Annotated in this window: 19 protein-coding genes; 11 read left to right on the forward strand and 8 right to left on the reverse strand. The window is 65.1% G+C overall.

Annotated features, from left to right (window positions below):
- Position 1 precedes the first annotated feature (1 nt).
- Positions 2-760: an ABC transporter substrate-binding protein gene (locus IVA92_RS09785; protein ID WP_247280831.1), complete on the reverse strand. Its 759-nt coding sequence runs from the start codon at positions 758-760 to the stop codon at positions 2-4.
- Between the two features lie 191 nt (positions 761-951).
- Here IVA92_RS09785 and IVA92_RS09790 point away from each other — a divergent pair, with 191 nt between their 5' ends.
- Positions 952-1,605: a cupin domain-containing protein gene (locus IVA92_RS09790; protein WP_247280832.1), complete on the forward strand. Its 654-nt coding sequence runs from the start codon at positions 952-954 to the stop codon at positions 1,603-1,605.
- Between the two features lie 165 nt (positions 1,606-1,770).
- Here IVA92_RS09790 and IVA92_RS09795 read toward each other — a convergent pair whose 3' ends face one another.
- Together IVA92_RS09795 and IVA92_RS09800 are read right to left on the reverse strand one after the other, a co-directional pair.
- Positions 1,771-3,036 carry a D-amino acid dehydrogenase gene (locus IVA92_RS09795; RefSeq protein WP_247280833.1) on the reverse strand — a complete coding sequence of 422 codons (1,266 nt, stop codon included), beginning with the start codon at positions 3,034-3,036 and terminating at the stop codon, positions 1,771-1,773.
- A gap of 71 nt (positions 3,037-3,107) precedes the next feature.
- Complete coding sequence (locus IVA92_RS09800; protein ID WP_247280834.1) at positions 3,108-4,436, reverse strand: aspartate aminotransferase family protein; 1,329 nt, start codon at positions 4,434-4,436, stop codon at positions 3,108-3,110.
- Positions 4,437-4,595: 159 nt separating this feature from the next.
- Between IVA92_RS09800 and IVA92_RS09805 the strand changes: the two genes are divergently transcribed.
- Positions 4,596-5,144 (forward strand): cupin domain-containing protein, encoded by a 549-nt coding sequence (locus tag IVA92_RS09805; protein ID WP_247280835.1) that lies wholly within the window; start codon positions 4,596-4,598, stop codon positions 5,142-5,144.
- A 144-nt stretch (positions 5,145-5,288) separates the two neighbouring features.
- On the opposite strand, the gene IVA92_RS09810 is transcribed toward IVA92_RS09805, so the two are convergent.
- From IVA92_RS09810 to IVA92_RS09820, 3 genes are read right to left on the reverse strand one after another with little or no spacing between them, the layout of a single operon-like run.
- A complete protein-coding gene (locus IVA92_RS09810) occupies positions 5,289-7,550 on the reverse strand; it encodes a xanthine dehydrogenase family protein molybdopterin-binding subunit (RefSeq protein WP_247280836.1) in 2,262 nt (753 codons plus the stop codon).
- Positions 7,543-8,598 (reverse strand): xanthine dehydrogenase family protein subunit M, encoded by a 1,056-nt coding sequence (locus IVA92_RS09815; protein WP_247280837.1) that lies wholly within the window; start codon positions 8,596-8,598, stop codon positions 7,543-7,545. The genes IVA92_RS09810 and IVA92_RS09815 overlap by 8 nt, the downstream gene beginning before the upstream one ends.
- Complete coding sequence (locus tag IVA92_RS09820; RefSeq protein ID WP_247280838.1) at positions 8,595-9,092, reverse strand: 2Fe-2S iron-sulfur cluster-binding protein; 498 nt, start codon at positions 9,090-9,092, stop codon at positions 8,595-8,597. Before IVA92_RS09820 ends, IVA92_RS09815 begins: the two co-directional genes overlap by 4 nt.
- Positions 9,093-9,330: 238 nt before the next feature.
- Here IVA92_RS09820 and IVA92_RS09825 point away from each other — a divergent pair, with 238 nt between their 5' ends.
- Positions 9,331-9,972 carry a TetR/AcrR family transcriptional regulator gene (locus IVA92_RS09825; protein WP_247280861.1) on the forward strand — a complete coding sequence of 214 codons (642 nt, stop codon included), beginning with the start codon at positions 9,331-9,333 and terminating at the stop codon, positions 9,970-9,972.
- Positions 9,973-10,027: 55 nt separating this feature from the next.
- Here the strand turns inward: IVA92_RS09825 and IVA92_RS09830 are convergent, their stop codons facing one another.
- A complete protein-coding gene (locus tag IVA92_RS09830) occupies positions 10,028-11,293 on the reverse strand; it encodes an MFS transporter (RefSeq protein ID WP_247280839.1) in 1,266 nt (421 codons plus the stop codon).
- A 176-nt stretch (positions 11,294-11,469) separates the two neighbouring features.
- On the opposite strand from IVA92_RS09830, the gene IVA92_RS09835 reads away from it, so the two are divergent.
- The 8 genes from IVA92_RS09835 (at position 11,470) to IVA92_RS09870 (ending at position 18,818) form a co-directional block, all read left to right on the forward strand.
- Entirely contained in the window at positions 11,470-11,889 is a 420-nt protein-coding gene (locus IVA92_RS09835) for a hypothetical protein (RefSeq protein WP_247280840.1), read from the forward strand.
- Positions 11,890-11,962: 73 nt separating this feature from the next.
- Positions 11,963-12,259 carry a hypothetical protein gene (locus IVA92_RS09840; RefSeq protein WP_247280841.1) on the forward strand — a complete coding sequence of 99 codons (297 nt, stop codon included), beginning with the start codon at positions 11,963-11,965 and terminating at the stop codon, positions 12,257-12,259.
- Between the two features lie 9 nt (positions 12,260-12,268).
- Entirely contained in the window at positions 12,269-13,708 is a 1,440-nt protein-coding gene (locus IVA92_RS09845; protein WP_247280842.1) for a TolC family protein, read from the forward strand.
- A gap of 13 nt (positions 13,709-13,721) precedes the next feature.
- The gene (locus tag IVA92_RS09850; RefSeq protein WP_247280843.1) at positions 13,722-15,056 is read left to right on the forward strand and encodes a copper oxidase; all 1,335 of its coding nucleotides are present in this window, start codon (positions 13,722-13,724) and stop codon (positions 15,054-15,056) included.
- 31 nt (positions 15,057-15,087) lie between these two features.
- Positions 15,088-15,543 (forward strand): cupredoxin family protein, encoded by a 456-nt coding sequence (locus IVA92_RS09855; RefSeq protein WP_247280844.1) that lies wholly within the window; start codon positions 15,088-15,090, stop codon positions 15,541-15,543.
- Positions 15,544-15,560: 17 nt separating this feature from the next.
- Positions 15,561-15,860 carry a copper-binding protein gene (locus IVA92_RS09860; protein ID WP_247280845.1) on the forward strand — a complete coding sequence of 100 codons (300 nt, stop codon included), beginning with the start codon at positions 15,561-15,563 and terminating at the stop codon, positions 15,858-15,860.
- A gap of 322 nt (positions 15,861-16,182) precedes the next feature.
- Positions 16,183-18,324, forward strand: coding sequence for a flagellar biosynthesis protein FlhA (gene flhA, locus IVA92_RS09865; RefSeq protein ID WP_247280846.1), 2,142 nt, complete (start codon positions 16,183-16,185; stop codon positions 18,322-18,324).
- Between the two features lie 293 nt (positions 18,325-18,617).
- Positions 18,618-18,818, forward strand: coding sequence for a hypothetical protein (locus IVA92_RS09870; protein WP_247280847.1), 201 nt, complete (start codon positions 18,618-18,620; stop codon positions 18,816-18,818).
- A 307-nt stretch (positions 18,819-19,125) separates the two neighbouring features.
- On the opposite strand, the gene IVA92_RS09875 is transcribed toward IVA92_RS09870, so the two are convergent.
- Positions 19,126-20,343 carry an NAD(P)/FAD-dependent oxidoreductase gene (locus IVA92_RS09875; RefSeq protein WP_247280848.1) on the reverse strand — a complete coding sequence of 406 codons (1,218 nt, stop codon included), beginning with the start codon at positions 20,341-20,343 and terminating at the stop codon, positions 19,126-19,128.
- Positions 20,344-20,422: the final 79 nt, after the last annotated feature.

The raw sequence follows: 20,422 nt of genomic DNA on the forward strand, positions 1-20,422 counted from the left end.
ATCAACCTTGCGCCTTCAGACCCCATTTATCCAGGATCTTGGCAATGGTTCCGTTGGCCTTGAGCTTCGCGAGCGAGGCGTTGATCTTGCCGAGCAGCGCGGTCTCGCCCTTGCGCACGCCAATGCCGACCGAGCCGACCGTGACGGGCTTGTAGCCGTCGACCAGGCGCACCTCGGGGAAGCCGCCCTGTTTCAGATTGTAGGCGAGGATCGGATAGTCGGCATAGCCGGCCTTGAGGCGGCCCGTGTTCACGTCGCGCAGGATGTCGGGAATGGTGTCGTAGGCTTTGACCTCGGCGAACAGGCCGGACTTCTTCAGCGCGTCAACGAAGGCGGTGCCGACCTGGGCGCCCACGGTCTCACCCTTCAGATCTTCCTGAGACGCATAGGCCTTGGTGTCGCTCTTCGGCACGACGAGGCCCTCGCCGTAAGTGTAGATCGGGTCGGAGAAGTCGACGACCTCCTTGCGCGGGGGCGTGATGAACATCGCAGCGGCGATAATGTCGATCTTGCTCGAGGTCAGCGACGGAATCAGCGCCGAGAACTGCATCGGCTCGATCTGCACGTTGAAACCGGCATCCTTGCCGATCTCGGTGACGAGATCGACCATGATGCCTTGAATGGTATTGGTCTTGGTGTCGAGGAAGGTGAAGGGAATGCCTGTCGGCGTCGAGCCGACTTTCAGCACCTGCTGGGCCGAGGCCGGAGCTGCGGCTGCAATTGCCAATGCCGCGATCGCGGCCAGACCAAAACGCTTCATCGCATCCCCCTTTGGGCCTAGCCGATGGCGGCGCTCGCGAATGTCGCCATCACACGTTGCAGGAGACGTTGCGGGCTACGCCGTTTCGGCCTATTTTCACCGATATGAAAATTTGGTCACACTTTCGCGGCTCGCGCAAGCGGTTTTCATGCACATGAAGGAAGCGGTCTGACGTGAGCGGTGGCAAAAGAATGCGCAAACCGGCCGCGAGGGCGGCGAAGAAGCTAACGGCCAAAGCCAGCACCAAGGCTGCCATGAAACCGGCCGAGCCCGCGATGGACGTCGCGGTTGGCCGCCGCATCAGGGATCTCCGGCACGTCAGGCAGTTTTCGTTGGAAACGGTCGCGGCGCGCACCTCACTTTCGATCGGCTTCCTCAGCCAGATCGAGCGCGGCATGTCGTCACCCTCGCTGCGCGTGCTGGCGACGCTCGCAGACGTGTTCGGCGTCGGCATCGCCGCACTGTTCGGCGCGAGCCCGAGCGCCGACGGCGGATCGGACCAGGTGGTGACGCGCGGGCTTCAGCGGCCCGAGCTGAAGCTCTGGCGCTGCGGCGTCTCAAAGCAATTGCTGAGTCCGGCGAGTGCCGACAACAAGCTCAATCTGTTCCTGGTGCATCTGGAGCCCGGCGGCTCGACGGGCGACGAACTCTACACCCATGATGGCGAGGAGGCCGGGCTCGTGCTCGAAGGTGAGATGATGCTGACGGTAGACAGCGAGACGTGGTCGCTGAAGACCGGCGACAGCTTTCGCTTCGCGAGCCGCCGGCCGCACCGGTTTTCCAATCCTGCGCAGGATGCCAAGGCCGTGGTGCTGTGGGTGAATTGCGTGACGGGGGCGGGGTAAGCCCCGTGTTTCGCCTCTCTCGCCGCACTCGGCGTTGAGAGAAATGAGCCGCGCCGCCTCCACATCGTCATTGCGAGGAGCCCTTGCGACGAAGTAATCCAGAGTGTCGCCACGGAAAGATACTGGATTGCTTCGCTGCGCTCGCAATGACGAGCGGATGGAGCTTCACCCAAACCGATGCGCGTACCGGTCCACCGTCAGCGCGCTGACGTCGATGTCCGGCTTCCGGCCCGACAGCATGTCGGCGAGCACGCGCCCCGAGCCGCAGGCCATGGTCCAGCCGAGCGTGCCGTGGCCGGTGTTGAGGTGGAGGTTGGCGTATTGCGTTGGGCCGATCACGGGCGGGCCGTCCGGCGTCATCGGGCGCAGGCCGCTCCAGAAGGTCGCCTTGGCGAGATCGCCGCCGCGTGGAAACAGGTCGGTCAGCGAATGATCGAGCGTGGCGCGGCGTGCATCGTAGAGCTTGCTCGAATAGCCGGAGATTTCGGCGGTGCCGCCGACGCGGATGCGATTGCCGAGGCGGGTGATCGCGACCTTGTAGCTCTCGTCCATCACGGTGGATTCCGGCGCGCCGGAGGCGTCCTTGATCGGCACCGTGATCGAATAGCCCTTCACCGGATAGACCGGGAGCGAAATGCCGAGCGGAGCCAGGAGCCGCGACGACCAGCTTCCGAGCGCGAGGACGTAAGCGTCTGCCTGCAACAGGCCGGCACTGGTCGCGACACTGCTGACCCGCGCGCCGTCGGTGACGATGCGATCGATGCTCGTGTTGAACATGAAGCGAACGCCGAGCGCCTCGGCATGCTTGGCCAGCGCCTGCGTGAACATGTGGCAGTCGCCGGTCTCATCCTGGGGCAAGCGAAGCCCGCCGACGAACTTCTCCTTCACGCCGCCGAGCGCCGGCTCGACCGCGATGCAGCCCTCGCGGCTCAGCAACTCGAAAGGCACGCCGTACTGCTTGAGCACGGCGATGTCCTCAGCCGTGCCATCGAGCTGCGCCTGATAGCGGAACAGCTGCAGCGTTCCCTGCGAGCGTTCGTCATACTGAATACCGATGTCGCGGCGCAGATCGCGCAAGGAATCGCGGCTGTATTCCGCGATCGGGATCATCCGGCTCTTGTTGACCGCATAGCGCGCGCTGGTGCAGTTGCGCAGCAGCTTGAGCAGCCAGACCCACATGACAGGATCAAGCTTCGGCCGGATCACCAGCGGGCCGTGCTTCATCAACAACCACTTGACGGCCTTCACCGGCACGCCTGGGCCGGCCCAGGGCGAGGAATAGCCGGGCGACACCTCGCCGGCATTGGCGAAAGAGGTCTCCAGCGCCGGCTCCGGCTGGCGGTCGACGACCGTCACCTCATGACCAGCACGCGCAAGATAATAGGCAGAGGTGACACCGATGACACCGCTGCCGAGGATCAAGACTTTCACGCTTCGTCAAACTCCCGCGGCATCACGCGCGCCGCTGCAAGAAGAAACTCCGTGAACCGCGGGAGCAATTATCAGGCCACCTTCTTGATGGCATCGCCGAGGATCGAGACCATCTGGTCGATGTGGCTCTTCTCGACGATGAGCGGCGGCGACATCGCGAAGCTGTCGCCGCTCATGCGCAGGTAAAGCCCGGTGTTGAAGCAGTCGACCATCACGTCATAGCCGCGCGCGCCGATGACGCCGTCGCGCGGCGCGAGCTCGACCGCGCCCATCAGGCCGCAATTGCGGATGTCGACGACGTTCGGCAGCCCCTTCAGCGAATGCAGCGCATCGCGCCAATATTCGGCGATCGACGCGCCGCGCGTGAGCAGGCCTTCATCCTTGTAGATGTCGAGCGTCGCGATGCCGGCGGCGCAGGCGGTCGGATGCGCGGAATAAGTGTAGCCGTGGAACAGCTCCATCTGGTTCTCGGGGCCGACCATCAGGCCGTCATGTACCTTGCGGCTCGCGAACACCGCGCCGCAGGGAATGGTGCCGTTGGTGATGCCCTTGGCCGTCGTCATCAGGTCCGGCGTGACGCCGAAGAAGTTGGCGGCAAACGGCGTGCCCAGCCGGCCGAAGCCGGTGATGACCTCGTCGAAGATCAGGAGAATGCCGTGCTTGTCGCAAATCTCGCGCAGGCGCTGGAGATAGCCCTTCGGCGGCGGCAGCACCGCAGTCGAACCCGGCACCGGCTCGACGATGACGGCGGCGATCGTCTCGCCACCGTGCAGGCCGACAAGGCGCTCGAGATCGTCGGCAAGCTCGGCGCCGTGCTCAGGCTGATCCTTGGCGAAGGCGTTGCGGGTGAGATCGTGGGTGTGACGGATATGGTCGACGCCCGGCAGCAGGGTGGCGAAGGCGCGGCGATTGGCGACCATGCCGCCAACCGAGGTGCCGCCGAAGCCGACGCCGTGATAGCCGCGCTCGCGGCCGATCAGGCGGGTGCGGCTCGCCTGACCGTTGGCGCGGTGATAGGCCAGCGCGATCTTCAGCGCGGTGTCGACCGACTCGGAGCCGGAGTTGGTGAAGAAGACCCGATCGAGGCCCTTCGGCGCGATCTCGGCGAGACGCTCGGCGAAATCGAACGCCAGCGGATGGCCCATCTGGAACGACGGCGCGAAGTCCAGCGTCATGAGCTGGCGCTCGACCGCAGCCGCAATCTGCTTGCGGCCATGGCCAGCATTGACGCACCACAGGCCGGCGGAGCCATCGATCACCTTGCGGCCATCGACGGTGGTGTAGTGCATGCCCTCGGCCGAGGAGAACAGGCGGGGCGCCTTCTTGAACTGACGGTTGGCCGTGAACGGCATCCAGAACGAGTCGGTCTTGATAGTGTTCGGAATCTGATGAAGGGTCACGGCCGCGCTCCTTTGCTGACCTGCCAGCAGAGCCACGGCTTGCAAAGCGCAACAAGTCCTTTTCTGATCAGCTGCAAGCCATTGATTTAATTGGAGCTGCCGGTCCATATTTGCGCGATCCGCAACACTTGCAACACGGACCAAGGCAAGGACGAAGGCATGAGCGTCGACATCGGTGGACGGCTGCGATTCATCCGGGCGCGCAACAAGCTGTCGCAGCGTGAGCTGGCAAAACGTGCCGGCGTCACCAATTCGACGATCTCGCTGATCGAATCCAACCAGATGAACCCCTCGGTCGGCGCGCTCAAGCGCATCCTTGACGGCATCCCGATGGGGCTCGCCGAGTTCTTCGCGCTGGAGCCGGAGTCGAGGCGCAAGATCTTCTACCGCGCGGAGGAACTGACCGAGGTCGGCAAGAAGCCGATCTCCTACCGGCAAGTCGGCGACAATCTGTTCGGCCGCAGCCTCCAGATCCTGAAGGAGCGCTACGAGCCCGGCAGCGACACCGGGCGCGTCCACCTCGTCCATGACGGCGAGGAAGGCGGCATCGTGATCTCCGGAAAGCTCGAAGTCACCGTGGAGGACGAGCGGCGCATCCTCAACCCGGGCGATGCCTATTATTTCGAGAGCCGCCGCCCGCATCGCTTCCGCTGCGTCGGCGGCAAGCCGTGCGAAGTGATCTCGGCCTGCACGCCACCGACGTTCTGATACGGGCGGTTCGCCCCCTCTCCCGTTTGCGGGAGAGGGTTGGTGAGAGGGTGTCTCCGCCGAAAGATTCTCTCTGCGGAGAAAGCCCTCACCCGGCGCTTCGCGCCGACCTCTCCCGCAAGCGGGAGAGGTCAAGAAGAAGCCTCAACGCTGCGTCAGCAACTCCTCGATCCGGATCGGGAAGCGGCGGACACGCACGCCGGTCGCATGCCAGACCGCGTTGGCGACCGCGCCGGCGCTGCCGGTGATGCCGATCTCGCCGACACCCTTGATGCCCAGCGCATTGACGTGGGGGTCATGCTCCTCGACCGTGATCACGTCGAGCGGCGGCACGTCGGCATTCACGGGGATGTGGTACTCGCCGAGATTGGCGTTCATGATGCGGCCGGTACGGCGGTCGGTGATGGCCTCCTCGTGCAGCGCGAAGGACAGACCCCAGATCATGCCGCCGAACAGCTGGCTCTGCACCATCCGCGGATTGACGATGCGTCCCGCCGCGAAGGCGCCAACCATGCGGGTGACCCGGACCTGACCCAGCTCGGGATCGACCTTCACCTCAGCGAACACCGCGCCGTGGGCATGCATGGCGAATTCCTCCAGCGCCGCAGGGTTCGGCGCGCCGGTGCCGCGCGCCTCGACCTCGGAGATGCCAGCGCGGGCCAGGATCTCGGCATAGCTCTCGCCACGGCTTTCGTCGTCGCGTCGAAACAGCTTTCCGTCGCGCGCAACTACGCCGGCATTGCCGGCGCCGAACAGCGGCGAGCGCTCGTCATTGGTGGCGAGATCGGCGAGCTTTGCAATCACGGCCGCCCCGGCGCTATGGATCGCCGCACCCGCGGTCGCCGTGTGCGCCGAGCCACCAGCGATGCCCGCGTCGGGCAGGTCCGAGCTACCGGCCTTGAATTCCACGCGGTCGATGTCGAGCCCGAGTTCGTCGGCCGCGATCTGGGCCAGCGCGGTCCAGGCGCCCTGCCCCATGTCATGCGCGCCGATCTCCATGGCGCCGGAGCCATCACGGCGGATCACCGCGCGCGCTTCGGCCTGGAACATCAGCGCCGGGAAGGTCGCGGTGCCCATGCCCCAGCCGACCAGCAGGCCGGCACCGTCGCGCATCTGCCGTGGCGGCAGCGGACGCTTCGCCCAGCCAAACCGCGCCGCGCCCTGCTCGTAGCAGGCGCGCAGCGCCTTGGACGAGAACGGTTTTCCGGTGATCGGCTCGACCTCGGCATAGTTCCTCAGGCGGAAAGCGAGCGGATCCATGCTGCAGGCCCAGGCCATCTCGTCGATCGCACTTTCGAGCGCGATCGATCCCGTCGCCTCGCCAGGCGCGCGCATGAACAACGGCGTGCCGGTGTTGACGCGGACCGCGTCATGTGTGGTGCGGATTGCAGGCGCCGCATAGAGCGTGTGCGAGGCATCGGCCGCGGGCTCGTAAAAATCATCGAACGTGCTCGATACGGTTCTGGCGTGATGATCGAGCGCGGTCAGGCGCCCCTCGCCGTTCGCGCCGATGCGCAGCCGCTGGCGCGTCGGCGCACGGTGACCGACCGGGCCATACATTTGCTCACGGCGCAGCACGAGCTTGACCGGCCTGCCGACCAGCTTCGCCGCCATCAAGCCGAGGATCTGCGGACCGGTCAAGAATCCCTTCGACCCGAAGCCGCCACCGAGAAAGGGGCTGCGGATGTGAATCTTCTCGGGCGCGAGGCCGAACAGCTCGGCGACGCGCGCGCGGGCCATCACCATGGCCTGGCTCGGCGTGTCAATGGAGAGTGTATCGCCGTCCCAATGCGCCACGATCGCGTGCGGCTCCATCGCGTTGTGATATTGCGGCCTCGTCTCGTAAACCGCGTCGATCTGCTTCTCGGCAGAGGCAAGGCCCGCCTCGACATCGCCGTGGTGATGCGCCGCGGGGTTGCCGACGCCGACCACCGGCGGCACGAAGCTTTCGCCGGCGTCGAGGCCGACAAGCGGGGGCAGCGTCTCGTATCGCGGCGCCAGCAGCGCCGCGCCTTCCGTTGCGGCCTCCAGCGTCTCCGCGATCACGACGGCGATCGGCTGGTTGGCGTAGCGGACCTCATTGCTCTGCAACACCTCCATCCGAAACACGAACGGGTTGGTCTTGATGTCCGGGTCGATCGCGAGCGCTGGCTTGTGGTCGGGGGTCATGACGTCCACGACGCCGGGATGGCGCTTGGCGGCGGCGACGTCGAGCGAGATCACGTGACCCCGCGCGATACTGGCCACGGCCATCACCGCAAACAGCATACCGGGCGGATGATTGTCGGCGGCATAGGTCGCTCGCCCCGTGACCTTGAGGACGCCGTCACGGCGCGTCAGCGGTTGGCCGATATTCGAGCCGTGGCGCAGATGGGCGGGCGCACTCGTGAGATTGAGCTCAGGCATGGACGGCTCCGGAAGTCGAAGCAAAGGGAGAGGCCGGCAGCGCCGGCAGGCGCGCGGGCGTGCCCGCCGCGGCCAGGGTCAACGCGCGCACGAGAATACGGCGCGCGAGCTCGATCTTGTAAGCATTGTCACCGGACGGCTTTGCATCAGCGAGCGCGCGCCAGGCGGCGTCCCGGAAGGCGTCGGCCGTGGGCGCGACACTCCTGAGAACGTCCTCCGCGGCGCGGGCACGCCAGGGCTTTGCCGCGACGCCGCCAAGCGCAAGCCGCGCCTCGGCGATCTTGCCGTTCTCGATCCGCAACGCGGCCGCAGCCGATACCACGGCAAAGGCATAAGACGTACGCTCACGAACCTTGAGATAGCGCGCATGCGCGGCAAAGCTGCGCGCCGCAGGCGGCAGGCGCAGCGCAATGATGAGGTCGCCGGGTTCGAGCGCCGTATCGCGCTCCGGGGTGTTGCCGGGCAGGCGGTGCAGTTCGTCGAGCGCGATCTCGCGCCGGCCGGTCCTGCCCTCGATCTCGACAACGGCGTCGAGTGCGACCAGCGGGACGCAGAAATCGGACGGATGCGTGGCAATGCAGCTCTCGCTCCAGCCGAGCACGGCGTGACTGCGGTTCTCGCCGTCGCGGGCGTCGCAGCCGCGGCCGGCCTCGCGCTTGTTGCAACGGCTCGCCGTGTCATAGAAATACGTGCAGCGCGTCCGTTGCAAGAGATTGCCGCCGACCGTGGCTGCGTTGCGCAACTGCGCGGATGCACCGGAGAGGAGCGCTTCGGCGACCGCGGGATACGATCTCGCGAATTCGGAATCATGCGCGAGATCGGCGTTGCTGACGAGCGCGCCGACGCGCAACGACCCGTCGGCGAGACGTTCGATCCGATCGAGTCCATCAAGATGCGTGACGTCGACGAGACGATTCGGACGGCTGACGCCGCCCTTCATCAGATCGAGCAGATTGGTGCCGGCGGCGAGATAGACGGCGCCCGGCTGGGCCGCGGCGGCAATGGCCTCGGCAACCGTGCCGGGCCTGACATAATCGAACGGCTTCATGCGGAGCGCCTCTGATTGGATTCGTCCATGCGTGCTTGTGCGTCAAGCACGGCATCGACGATGCCGGCATAGGCGCCGCAGCGGCACAGATTGCCGCTCATGCATTCGCGGATGCGCTCGGGATCGTTGCCGGCCTGCGCTTCACTCATCATGCCGATGGCGCTCATGATCTGGCCGGGCGTGCAGAAGCCGCACTGGAAGCCGTCGTGGGCGATGAAGGCGGCCTGCACGGGATGAAGCTGGTCGCCGCGCGCAACGCCTTCAATGGTGAGAATGTCGGCGCCATCATGACTGATGGCGAGCGCGAGGCAGGAATTGATGCGCTTGCCGTCGACGAGAATGGTGCAGGCGCCGCACTGGCCGCGGTCGCATCCCTTCTTGGTTCCGGTCAGATGGAGGCGCTCACGCAGAAGATCGAGCAGCGTGACGCGCGGGTCGTCGAGGTCGAAGTCGCGCCGCACACCGTTCACGGTGAGGCTGATGGAGTGGTTCATACAAGGCTCCGATCAGATTTGGTCATGAGTCATCGCGCAGCGTGCCACCGCCGTGGCCGCGGCCGATACACATCGGCCAGGCGGGAGCCGGGCCAACACTCGAGGGAAGATACGGAGGCACCCTCCGCTTAACAAGGGCCGTCGCGAAAATATTGGAATTCGTCAAAGCCCGTGCGCAAACAAGGCGATGCAGCTAGCCAGGGTTCAATCTAACCAATTCGTGATCTACACTGCCGGCATGGACGACCAGACCGACCAGACCCGGAAGCCCCGCGCCGATGCCGTGCGCAATCGCGAGCGCGTGCTCGAAGCCGCGAAAGCCGTGTTCAGCGCGGGCGGCCCGGAGGCGAGCCTCGAAGCTGTGGCAAAGCGTGCCGGCGTCGGCATCGGCACGCTCTACCGGCATTTCCCGACACGCGAGGATTTGTTCGAGGCGGTCTACCGCCGCGAGGTCGAGCAGCTCAGCGAGCTCGCCGAGCATCTGCGAAGCGCCAACGATCCGGTCGACGCGCTGCGACGGTGGCTGCGCTCAGCCGTCGAATTCGTTGCCACGAAGAAAGGCATGTCGGCCGCGCTAGCGCTGACCTATCAGAGCTCGTCGGAGCTCGCCGCCTTCTCGATGGAGCGGCTGACCAAGGCGATCGGCTCATTGCTCGACCGCGCCGTCGCAGCCGGTCAGATGCGCGGCGATGTCAGCCCGGAGGACCTGCTCAGGGCCCTGATCGGCATGTGCTACATGCACGACCAGCCCGGCTGGCAGTCCTCGGTGCTGCGCATGCTCGATGTGTTCGTGGACGGGCTGCGGGTGCAGCCCCGCACCAAGGCCAGGACGCGCGCCGCCGCCAAACCCGCGAAGCCGGGCGCAAAGCGCAAGCGATAGCCGACAGCGGCTACAAGATCACCGGAGGCTCGCTGCTGAAAGCTGGACAGGAGGCCTAAGTCGCAAAGCCCGGGCCAGCCTTTGTCGCGTTCATCCGCGAGCGGATCAGCAGCAACACGACGATGCCGATGTTCAGCGCGTTCCACGCCACGCCGTTCGCAAACGCCGCGGCATACGAGCCGGTGGCATCGAAGATGACGCCGGACACCCAGCCGCCGAAGGACATGCCAAACACGGACGCAAAGATCACGATGCCGACGCGCGTCGCGGCTTCGCTCGCCGGCATCGCCTCGCGCACGATGATGGCATAGCTCGGCACGATACCACCCTGGAACAGGCCGAACATCGCGGAGATGAGATAAAGCGAGGTGAGGCTGTCGAAAAACAAATAGAACACCAGCGCAAAGCCTTGCGCCAGCGATCCCACCAGCAGCGTGCGGATACCGCCGATCTTGTCGGCGAGATAGCCCGAGCCGATCCGGCTGACGATGCCGCAGCCCATCATCAGCGACAGCATCTCGGCGCCGCGCGCGACGCCATAGCCGAGATCGCCGCAATAGGCGACGATATGCACCTGCGGCATCGCCATGGCGACGCAGCAGGAGATGCTGGCAATCGAGAGCAGCACCGTCAGTGTGTTGGTCGACAGCTTCAGATCGACTTGGGGCGGCGGTGCATTGGCGTGATCGCGGATATGATCGTCGCCCATCTGCGCGCGGAGGACGAGGACGAGAAGTGCCATCGTGCTCGCGCAGACGATGCCGATGCCGATATGGGTATAGCGCCAGCCGGCGGTCTGTGTGCCCCAGCTCACGATCGGCGGCCACATCGTGCCGGCGACATAATTGCCACTGGCGACGATGGTCACGGCTAGCCCCCGATAGCGCTCGAACCAATGCGAGGCTTCCGCCATCAGCGGCGCGAAGGTCGCGGAGGTGCCAAGGCCGATCAGGAAATACGCCGCCACGAACTGCCAGAGCTGAGTTGATAAGCCCGCGAGCACATTGGCGACGCCGAGGAAGGCGATGCTGATTGCCATCGCGGGCACGATGCCGAACCGGTCGGTGATCTTGCCGGCGATCACGCCGCCCAGCCCGAAACCGAACATCATGAGCGTGAAGGCCAGCGACACCGCGCCGCGTGTGGCACCGAATTCCGCCTGCACCACGGGAATCACGACCACGACCGCCCACATGCCGACGGCGCCGATCGAGCCCATCACAAGCGCAATCGCGAGCCGCACCCAGGCCTGACGGGAATCAGGCGTGAAGGAGGCCGGTCTCTGTCCTGGGTGATTTGGCGCAAGCACGGTCGGGACCATGTTCGCTGGACGCTTTATGGTCAAGCATCGTGGCGCGATATTGGGCATGCGCGGTGCACTGCGGTAAGAAGGAGCTTGGCGAAGGCGCGTTTTGTCATTAATTTGCAATCAGCGTGTGCAACACCGCCGCGCGGGGAACTTAACGACGCAATATGTTGCTGCGATTGACACGATCGATGCGGATCAAGCTGGGGCGCTTCGTTGCCTTGGCCTATCTGTTCTGCGTGGTCGCGCCGGCAGCAGGCCTCGCCTGGAGCAATGGCCCGGCGCCCTGCCTGGATGAGGCCGTGCTGGCTGACCTCGTGCCGGCGCATCATCAGATGGCGGCCAGCCACGCCCATGACGGCACCTCGCATCACCACGCCGGATCACATACGCATCACCAGACCGCCGAACAGGACGCGCCAGCCTCGCATCATCATGGCGGCAAGGGAACAGTCGGGCCCTGCTGCGCGATGATGTGCGTGAGCGCGCTGCCGGCCGATCTGCCCAGCGTGGCCAAGCCGCTTCTGCCTGTCTCCGCCTGTGCACCCGAGATCGTGGCGATCCTGCACAGCGCAGCGCCGCCCCTGCACTACCGTCCTCCCATCGCCTGATCTGACGCGACGGCATCAGGTCGAGCGCATCCGCGCGCGCGCCTGTGGTCTTACGACAGATCAGGGATGAATCATGCTTACGCTTTCCGGGGCGAAGTCCGCGGCAGCACTCGCTGCGCGTGGACGACACTTTCGACACGATTGGCCGCTGCTGGCCTTGGCGCTGGTCTTGGCCGCATTGGCGTTGTCCGGCTGCATGCCGGCAACGATACCCGTCGCCAGTGCGGACCCTGCCGATCCCGCGGCCAAGGTCGCGTCTGTCGGCTATCGGTCGACGATTGCGCCCTACACGAGCCTGCGGCCTGCGGCGCCGGCCCCATGGCGCGGCCGCAACGACGCGGTCACACCGCAGCCAAAACAAGAACAGTAGGAGCGCGCCATGATACATCATCTCGCGCGCCCCCTGCTCGCTCTCGCCGCGCTCGGCCTTTGCGCGGCCGGTCTTGCCGGCTGTGCTGCGTTCTCGCCCGACAGCGGCATGACGACAGTCTCGGAGCTGACGAATCAGAGCATCAACAAGGACGTCGCCTTCGTGCGAACAACCGAGGGCGCCGGCGCGGTTGACGGGCGCGTGCGCCAATTGCTGTCGCGGACATTGACCGCAGATGCTGCCGTGCAGATTGCGCTGCTCAACAACAAGGGATTGCAAGCGGCCTATAACGAGCTGGCGCTCGCCGAGACCGATCTGGTCGAGCAGAGCCTGCCGCCCAATCCCGTGTTTTCGATCTCGCGGATCTCAGGCAATGGCGCCAGCGAGATCGAGCGCCAGGTAGTCGGCGATATCCTTGCGCTCGCCACCCTGCCGTTCCGCTCCGACATCGCGCGCGACCGCTTTCGCCAGGCCCAGTTGCGCGCCGCACTGGCAACGCTGCGGCTCGCCGCCGACGTCCGCAGCGCTTATTGGCGCGCCGTTGCCGGCAACGAGATGGTGGTGCTGCTGACCGACGCGAAAGCGACGGCGGAATCGACCGCACAGCTCGCGGTCAAGCTCGGTGAGACCGGCTCACTCAACAAGCTCGACCAAGCACGCGAGCAGGTGTTTTACGCCGAGACCACCGCCGACCTCGCCACTGCACGGCAAACGACGGCAAGCGCCCGCGAAAGGCTCGCGCGCCTGATGGGGCTGTGGGACGGCGGCCTCGACTTCCGCCTGCCCAACCAATTACCGCCGCTGCCGCGACGCCCGCACGCGTTGCCCACGATCGAAGCCGACGCGGTCGCACATCGCATCGACTTACAGATCGCGCGGCTGGAGCTGACAGCGCTGGCGAAGTCGCTGAACCTCACCGAGGCGACGCGCTTCGTCACCCTGCTCGATCTCGCCGGCATCTCCCGCCGCACCCGGGATCCGGAAGGCCCCCCGTTTCGCGAGCGCGGCTTCGACGTGCAGTTCCAGATTCCGCTCTTCGACGGCGGCGAGGTGCGCGTGCGGCAGGCGGCGGAGATCTACAACTTCGCCTTCAACCGCCTCACCGAGCGCGCCGTCAATGTGCGTTCGGAAGCACGCGACGCTTATCGCATCTATCGTTCCAGCTACGACATCGCCAGCCACTACCAGCGCGAGATCGTCCCTTTGCGAAAAATCATCACCGAGGAGATGCAGCTGCGCTTCTCCAGTATGCAGGTCGACATATTTGCGCTGCTCACCGAGGCACGGCAGCGCCTCGCGTCGCTGCGCGGCGCCATCGACGCCAAGCAACGATTCTTCCTCGCGCAGTCCGGCTTGCAGACCGCCGTCAATGGCGGCGGCTCCCCTGCAGCCGGCAGCGACAATCCAACCACCATCGCCGCGGCAGCGCCTGCCGATGGCGGCCACTGAGATGGAGGCCAGCATGTTTTCCCGCCGAGGATTTTTGGGCACTGCCGCGCTCGTCAGCGCCTCCGCGATTCAGGGCCGCGTCCAGGCCGCTTCGATTCCGGAGGCTGCGCATATGGACAAGGTGGTGATGCAGCCGCCGCTGCATCCGATCAGCGGCCCGGACTATCGTCCCGTGGTCACGCTGAACGGCTGGTCGCTGCCGTTCCGCATGAACGGCGATTGGAAGGAATTCCATCTCGTCGCCGAGCCCGTGGTGCGCGAATTCGCCGAAGGCATGAAGGTGAATTTGTGGGGCTATAACGGCCAGTCGCCGGGCCCGACCATCGAGGCCGTCGAGGGCGACAAGCTCCGCATCTTCGTCACCAACAAGCTGCCCGAATACACCACGGTGCACTGGCACGGCATGATCATTCCCAGCGGCATGGATGGTGTCGGCGGGCTGAACCAGCCGCATATCCAGCCGGGAAAAACCTTCGTCTATGAGTTCGAGATGAAGAAGAGCGGAACCTTCATGTATCACCCGCATTCCGACGAAATGGTGCAGATGGCGATGGGCATGATGGGCATGGTCGTCGTGCATCCGCGCGATTCGAGCTTCCGGCCCGTGGACCGCGATTTCGTCTTCGTGATGAGCACCTATCGCGTCGATCCCGGCACCTACCTGCCGCAGGTCAACGAGATGACCGACTTCAACATGTGGACCTGGAACGCGCGGGTGTTTCCCGGCATTGATCCGCTGCCGGTCAGGCTCGGCGACAAGGTGCGCGTGCGCATCGGCAATCTCAGCATGACCAATCATCCGATCCATCTGCACGGCCACAGCTTTGCCGTGACCTGCACCGACGGCGGCTGGATTCCCGAGAGCGCGCAATATCCGGAGACGACGACGGACGTACCGGTCGGCGCGGTGCGCGTGTTCGACGTGCTCGCGGACAATCCCGGCGATTGGGCGTTCCATTGCCACAAGTCGCACCACACCATGAATGCGATGGGCCATGACGTGCGCAACCTGATCGGCGTATCGCGCAAGGATCTCGCCAAGGCCGTCGGCAAGCTCGCGCCCGACAGCATGGCGATGGGCTCGACCGGCATGGCGATGGGCAACATGGAGATGCCCGCGCCCGACAACACGCTGCCGATGATGACCGGTACCGGCCAGTTCGGGCCGATTGAGATGGGCGGAATGTTCACGGTGATGAAGATTCGCGAGGAGCTCGCACGCGACGACTATCGCGATCCCGGCCCCTACCAATTCCCGAAAGGTACCGTCGCCTATGAGGTCACGCCGCCGGCCGCAGAGCCGGCACGACAAAAATCAGGCAGTCCGCCAATGAAGCACAAGATGTGAGCGTTCGATGAATCACCAACTGGAGACGACGATGAAGAAAACGATCAGGCTCGCCCTGGCGCTGACCGCGCTCTCGGCCGCGCCGGCTCTTGCCCACGACAAGCACGGGCACGGGGCCTTTTCGGCCGGCGAGCCCGGCAATCCCAACAAGCCCGCGCGCACCATCGAGATTCTGATGAACGAGATGGACTACACACCCGCCAGGATCGAGGTCAAACGGGGCGAGCAGATTCGCTTCGTCCTGCGCAACGTCGGCAAGGAGGACCATGAATTCCTGCTCGCGACCACCAAGGAGAATCTCGCCCATGCGGTGGAGATGAAGAAGCATCCGCACATGCAGCACGACGATCCGAACGGGGTGCGTCTCGCCCCGAACAAGACGGCCGAGATCCTCTGGAAGTTCAGCAAGGCCGGCACGTTCGAATTTTCCTGTCTGATTCCCGACCACCGCGACTACGGCATGGTCGGCCACGTCACCGTGAAGTAACGAAAAGGGAGACTGCCATGAACCGCATCATCCGTATCACTGCTGCGCTGGCGCTGACGTTAGGCGGTGCCACTGGAGCCCTGGCGGCCGGCGCTTCGATCAGCGGCGAGGTCAAGAAGATCGACGAGGGCGCCGGCAAGATCACGCTCAAGCACGGCCCCGCGAAAAGCCTCGGCATGGAGGAACCCATGACCATGGTCTACCGCGTCAAAGATCCCGCGATGCTGAAGCAGGTGAAGGTCGGCGACAAGGTGACCTTCGAGGCCGAGGAGGCCGCCTCGGGTTACTCGGTGACCAAGATGGAGAAGTGGAAGTAGGGGCGGCTTTCTCTCTGCGTCATTCCGGGAGCGGCTCGAAGAGCCGAACCCGGAATCCCGAGAATTCCGGGTTCGATGCTCCGCATCGCCCCGCAAATGACTCCCAAAAACCCCTCGCCTCGCTCTTCCGCACCCTCCGTTAACACTTTGCTAACCATACACCGGGCAAAAATTGCCGGGTGAAGTCGAGTGTCGTCAGCCGCGTAGAACGGGAGCCCCCGTGGACGCCAGTGCGGTGCCTCACTTTCGGAACGGCGGCCCCTCGGCCGCTGCGCAGACGTTTGGGGCGCGCGGACGGCAGTCGCGCGGGGAGGCAGCTACCATGGTCGATGTCACCGCGGGACAAGGCGTAGGCGGGGCAAGGCCCGGGATCCCCTCCGTCTCCGAAATCGTCAACGTCCTCAAGCGCGGCGATATCGCGCTGGCGCTCGGCATCCTCACCATCCTGGTGGTGCTGATCCTCCCCCTGCCCGCGATCGTGCTGGACCTGTTCCTGGCGATCTCGATCACGCTCTCGATCCTGATCCTGATGACGTCGCTGTTCATCCAGGCGCCGCTGGAATTCTCCGCCTTCCCGACCATCCTGCTGATCTCGACCATGCTGCGCCTGTCGCTCAACATGGCCTCGACCCGGCTGATCCTGTCGCACGGGCACGAGGGCACGGCTGCCGCCGGTCACGTCATCGAGGCCTTCGGCAGCTTCGTGATGGGCGGCAATTTCGTCATCGGCATCATCGTCTTCGCCATCCTGATCATCGTCAACTTCGTCGTCATCACCAAGGGTTCGGGCCGCATCGCGGAGGTCGCCGCCCGCTTCCACCTCGACGCCATGCCCGGCAAGCAGATGGCGATCGACGCCGACCTCTCCGCCGGCCTGATCGACGAGAAGGTCGCCAAGGAGCGACGCAAGGAACTGGAGGATGAGAGCGGCTTCTTCGGTGCCATGGACGGCGCCTCCAAGTTCGTGCGCGGCGATGCCATCGCCGGCCTGCTGATCGTCTTCATCAACGTGGTCGGCGGCATGATCATCGGCGTGGCGCAGCAGGGCATGTCATTCGCCGACGCCGGCCGCAGCTACACGCTCCTGACCGTTGGTGACGGCCTCGTCACCCAGGTGCCGGCGCTGATCGTCTCGACCGCGGCCGGCCTGCTTGTCTCCAAGGCCGGCGTCTCCGGCGCCGCCGACAAGGCGTTGATGAAGCAGTTCTCCGGCTATCCGCAGGCGCTGGCCATGTCCTCGGCGGTGATGCTGGTGCTAGCCGCGCTGCCGGGCATTCCGACCCTCCCCTTCCTCGCGCTCGGCGCCGGCGCCGGCGCGCTCGCCTGGCAGGCGCGCACCAACAAGAGGATCAGCATCAAGGCCGAGGAAGCCGCCAAGGCCGCGCCTGCTCCGGGCACGCCGGGTGCGCCGGGCGCGGCTGCGGCCGAAGAGCCGATCTCGGCTGCGCTCAAGATCGACGACCTCAAGATCGAGCTCGGCTATGCCCTGCTGCCGCTGGTCAACGGCCCCGATGGCACCGACCGCCTCACCGAGCAGATTAAGGCGCTGCGCCGCTCGCTCGCGGTCGAGATGGGTTTCGTGATGCCGGCGGTGCGCATCCTCGACAACGTCCAGCTCGAGGCCAACACTTACATCATCAAGATCAAGGAGGTCGACGCCGGCACCGGCAAGATCTGGCCGAACCAGTTCATGGTCATGGACCCCGGCGGCAGCCAGGTGCAGGTGCCCGGCATTCACACCACCGAGCCGACCTTCGGCCTGCCTGCGACCTGGGTGGACGCCAGCTTCAAGGAAGAGGCCTCGCTGAAGGGCTATACCGTGGTCGACGCCGCAACCGTGCTCTCGACCCACCTCACCGAGCTGCTCAAGGCCAACATGTCGGACCTGCTCTCTTATGGCGAGGTGCAGAAGCTGCTCAAGGAGCTGCCGAAGGAGCAGAGCGAGCTGGTCAAGGACATCGTGCCGGGACAGGTCACGGTCTCTGGCATCCAGCGCGTGCTGCAACTCCTGCTGGCCGAGCGCATCTCGATCCGCGATCTCTCGACCATCCTCGAAGGCATCGCCGACTCGCTCGCCTTCTCACGCAATCCCGCGACCATGGTCGAGCATGTCCGCGCCCGGCTGGCGCGGCAGATCTGCGCGCAGAACACCTCCTACAACGGCTATTTGCCGCTGATCGCGCTGTCGGCACGCTGGGAACAGGCATTTGCCGAGTCGATCATCGGCCAGGGCGAAGAGCGCAGCCTTGCGATGCAGCCCTCGAAACTGTCGGAGTTCATGACCGCCGTGCGCGAGGCGTTCGAGCGCGCCGCCCGCGAAGGCGAGGCGCCGGTGCTGGTCACCTCTGCCGCAATTCGTCCCTTCGTCCGCTCCCTGGTGGAACGGTTCCGGGCACAGACGACCGTGCTGTCGCAGGCCGAAATCCACCCTAGAGCGAGGTTGAAAACAGTCGGAAGCATCTGATTTGGCTCAAGAAGCCGCGTGTTTTTTGGCCACATGCAAATGGTTTTTGAGTTCTTGGCTGCTTGTGGCCCAAAAGCCGAAAAGGCGCCTCACAGGTAATTACATCGTTGAAATAATTATATAATCGCATGACCAACGATCGCTTTTGATCGCGACCTTTCACGTCCTGTCACGCTCTTGTGATGGCCTCTTGGGAACGAATCCTCCCAATACTAGGTTGTTGGGCACCGGAAGCATGAACCTGCCTGAATGGGCTGGCGACTACTTCGGGTAGATGGCGGCAGGAGGCTTCCATGAACCACTCGATCTACAGCGCAGACCGCGCGACCCATCTGAAGATTGTGGTCGTGGCCCTCGTCGCAGGGATCGTGGTGGCCGGCCTCGGCATCACGGCACGCACGGGTTCGGATGAAGGCCTGACCCAGAGCGCCCGCGTCATCAAGGCCGGCCAGCCGGTCGTGATTACCAGTTCGAACGCGTCCCTCGTTCGCTAAGGAGACCTGACGAGTTTTGTGAATTCACGCGGCTCTTTACCAGCCCCCCAAAGTCGCCACGTGGATATGTAGACGACCCCAACCCCAAGTCGACTACAGAAAGCGCCCGCCCCCCACGGGCGCTTTCTCATGTCTGAGGTATGTTGCGGAAAATGAATTCGGCGCGGATGTAGCCAGCGATACCACGACGGTCACAATTGCGATTCCCCGCAAAGGCGGACAATCCAGTGCGCCGCGGACGGCTCGTTTTCCATTCCTTTTGGAATACTGGATCACCCCTTCGCGGACGATGACAGTGCGCTTGCGGCTACCGCGCCCGGTACGTCGGCGGCGGCGTCTGCACCGTCGGCGCCGCGGCAGCGAAGAGCTCGTCCCTGCTGCCCGTGAGCGGCGGATAGATGCGCCTGCGGTTGATCGTCTCCTTGGTCACTTTCGCGGCCGCGCCGGTGGCGCGCACCTCACGATTCCAGCCTTCCGTGTAGAGCGCGCCCCAGGTGCCGAGATCGAGCACGGTCACGTACCAGTCGATCCGCAACGGCAGCATCGGCAGACCGGCGAGATCAGCCACCACGTTGTGACCGGCGAAGCGGCCCATGGGGCGCGCGAACTGGCAGGACATCACGGTCGGATGCAGCCCGTCGATCACGCTCGAGGCAACGTCGCCGGCCGCGAACACACCGCCGACATCCGCAACCCGCATGAAAGGATCGACCAGGATGCGCCCGAGGCGATCGCGCGCGTCCGGAAAGCTCGCCGCCAAGGGGCTTGCACGGAGCCCGGCACACCAGATCACCGTCTGCGCCGAAATGAACTCGCCCGAACTCAGGCGCATGCCGGCAGCCTCGACCGAGACGACGCGCACACCAAGCCGCATCTCGACATCGAGCGAGGCCAAGGCCGTCTCGATCACGGGACGCGCCTGCGCGCCGATGGTGGCGCCGACCGCTGGATTGGGATCGACGAGGACGATGCGGCGGCTGCCGCTGATGCCCGCACGCGTCAGCCTCGCGGGCATCTCGGCCGCGACCTCGATGCCGGTGAAGCCGGCGCCGACCACTACCACCGTCGAACGCCCCGGCGCCGGCACGCTGCGTCCAAGCGAGACGAGATGATCCTCGAGGCGGAGCGCCGCGGCATAGGTATCGACGTCGAAAGGGTGCTCGGCAAGGCCTGGAATGTCGGGACGCATCACCTCGCTGCCGAGCGCCAGCACGAGGCGGTCATAGTCCAACCTCTCCTCACCGCCGCTCGTGACCAGCGAGATTTCACGTCGTGTCGGATCGATGGCTTCAACTTCGCCGATGCCGTGGCTGACGCCGATCGGATCGAGCAGTTGCGGCAGCGGTAGCGCGACCTCGCCGAGGTCGGCCTCGTAATTGCGGACGCGGATGTTGTGATAGGGATTGCGGTCGACGAGACGGATATCGATGTCGCTGTTCGCGCCGATCTCGTCGCGCTTGCGCGCAGCGCCGATGGCCGCCCACAGGCCTGCAAACCCGGCGCCGAGCACGACGATACGCGCCATGTCCGCCTACTGCGCTTTCCCAACGGCCGATACGAGCGACCGACATGCGGATCGAGCGATCCGCCGCAGCCAGATATAG

Origin of the sequence: Bradyrhizobium sp. 154, from assembly GCF_023073875.1 — a bacterium.
Classification (GTDB): Bacteria; Pseudomonadota; Alphaproteobacteria; order Rhizobiales; family Xanthobacteraceae; genus Bradyrhizobium.